Source organism: Mesorhizobium sp. M4B.F.Ca.ET.017.02.2.1, assembly GCF_003998955.1.
Taxonomy (GTDB): Bacteria; Pseudomonadota; Alphaproteobacteria; order Rhizobiales; family Rhizobiaceae; genus Mesorhizobium; species Mesorhizobium abyssinicae.
This window is the reverse complement of record NZ_RZOF01000736.1, coordinates 1-389: the sequence shown is the minus strand read 5'-3', so window position 1 is coordinate 389 and position 389 is coordinate 1. Positions and strand designations below refer to the sequence as shown.

1 pseudogene is annotated in these 389 nt (G+C 65.3%); it reads left to right on the top strand.

What is annotated here, in order from left to right:
- Positions 1 to 347, top strand: a pseudogene (locus EN738_RS35115) (hypothetical protein); the annotation flags it as partial.
- Positions 348 to 389: the final 42 nt, after the last annotated feature.

Sequence of the window (389 nt, the reverse complement as noted above, 5' to 3'; positions counted from 1 at the left end):
ATGTGAAGTCGCTCGGCTTCGAGGATGTGTTCCATCTGAAGGGCGGCATCCTCAAATATCTGGAACAGGTGCCCGCCGAAGAGAGCCTGTGGCAAGGCGAATGCTTCGTCTTCGACGAACGTGTGTCGGTGTCGCATGGCCTTGCCGAAGGCGAGGCCGAACTCTGCCGCGCTTGCCGGCATCCGCTGACGGTCGAGGACCGGCTGTCGCCGCGCTATGCGGCCGGCGTGTCCTGCCCGCATTGCCACGAGGTCCGCTCCGACGAGGATCGCGCCCGCTACACCGAACGCCAGCGACAGGTCGAACTGGCCACCGCGCGAGGCAAAGGCCCGCATATCGGCAGCTAGCACCGCTGCCGACCTTCGTCGCATCACCACGCGACGGAGTAG